Below are 1544 nucleotides of genomic sequence, written 5' to 3'. Positions count from 1 at the left end.
ATCAGGTCGGTCACGCCGCGCACGCCCGAGTACAGCACGTCGTCCGCCAGCTTGAACGCCTCGGCGAAGGTGGTCTTCTCCGTGGCGACGCGGAACAGGTTCTGGTTCGGGATGATGATCAGCGTATCGACGTATTGCGTCAGCTCCTCGATGCCCTGTTCGGCGATGCGCATGCGGTGCGAACCCTCGAAGTGAAAGGGCTTGGTCACCACGCCGACCGTCAGAATGCCGTGCTCGCGCGCGGCACGCGCGATCACCGGGGCGGCGCCGGTGCCGGTGCCGCCGCCCATGCCGGCGGTGATGAACACCATGTTGCTGCCGTCGATGTGGTCGACGATCTCGCCCAGCGCCTCCTCGGCGGCCTCGCGGCCGACCTCGGGGCGGGCGCCCGCGCCAAGGCCGCGCGTGATGCCGATGCCGAGCTGGATCTTGCGCTCGGCCGCGGACTGGGCCAGCGCCTGGGCGTCGGTGTTGGTGACCAGGAAATCGACCCCCTCGAGGTTCGAGCGGATCATGTTGTTGACGGCGTTGCCGCCGGCGCCGCCCACACCGACGACGGTGATGCGCGGCTTAAGGTCGCTTTCGGTCCGGGGCACACTCAGGTTGATAGCCATTTCATCCTCCGGGTTGCTTTGGTTCACAGGGACAGGGGTCGGCCGGATTCCCGCTCCGGCGCGACGGGGTTTGACGGGCCGACTCCATGGCCCTTGCGGAAACGGGAATTGGGTGCGGAGCTAGAAAGCGGCACGGAACCACTCCCCGATCCGGCCGATCAGGCCGGATGCGCGCTCCGGTGCGGGGCCGAGCAGCTCGGCCGAGGCATCGGCCTCGCGCCGTTCGGCATAGGCGATCAGACCGGCGCAGGTGGCGAAGGCCGGCCCGCTGGTCGCCTCCGCCAGGCCGCCCAGGCGCAGCGGCCGGCCGATCCGCACCTGCTTGTCCAAGATCTGCGCCGCCAGCTCCCGCACGCCGGGCAACTGGCAGGCGCCGCCGGTCAGCACCACGCGGCGCCCGGCGAGCTTGTCGAAGCCGCTCTGCTCCAGCCGGCCGCGCGCTAGCTCCAGCGTCTCTTCCAGGCGCGGATGGATGATGCCGACCAAAAGCGAGCGCGGAATCTGCGCCACGGAATTCGGGTCTTCTTCGCCGACCAGCGGGACCTCGATGATTTCGCGGTCGTCGGCGGGCCCCGACGAGGCGCTGCCGTACAAAGTCTTGATGCGCTCGGCCTGCACCAGCGGCGTGGAAAGGCCGCGCGCGATGTCGTTGGTGACGTGCCCGCCGCCCACCGACACGCTGTCGGTGAACACCACGCGGCCGTCGAAGAACACCGCCAGCGACGTGGTGCCGCCGCCCATGTCGATCAGCGTGGCGCCCAGATCCATTTCGTCCTCGACCAGGCCCGCGAGGCCGGCGGCGTAGGGGCTGACCGCCATCTCGGCGATCTCCAGGTGGCAGCGCGCGACGCAGGCCGCGAGGTTGCGCAGCGCGCCCGAGCCCGCGGTCACCAGATGCATGTTCACGCCCAGGCGCTCGCCGTACATGCC

The 1544-nt window shown here is 69.9% G+C and carries 2 protein-coding genes; both read right to left on the bottom strand.

Annotated features, from left to right (window positions below):
- A partial coding sequence (locus EPN98_RS12395; protein WP_293363018.1) for a cell division protein FtsZ occupies positions 1-614 on the bottom strand: 614 nt, incomplete at its 3' end.
- Between the two features lie 120 nt (positions 615-734).
- The coding region (gene ftsA / locus EPN98_RS12390; RefSeq protein WP_293363017.1) for a cell division protein FtsA at positions 735-1544 on the bottom strand (810 nt) is incomplete at its 5' end.

Origin of the sequence: Phenylobacterium sp., from assembly GCF_004299445.1 — a bacterium.
Classification (GTDB): domain Bacteria; phylum Pseudomonadota; class Alphaproteobacteria; order Caulobacterales; family Caulobacteraceae; genus Phenylobacterium.
The sequence above is the reverse complement of the archived record's forward strand: the minus strand, read 5'-3'. Positions and strand labels throughout refer to the sequence as shown.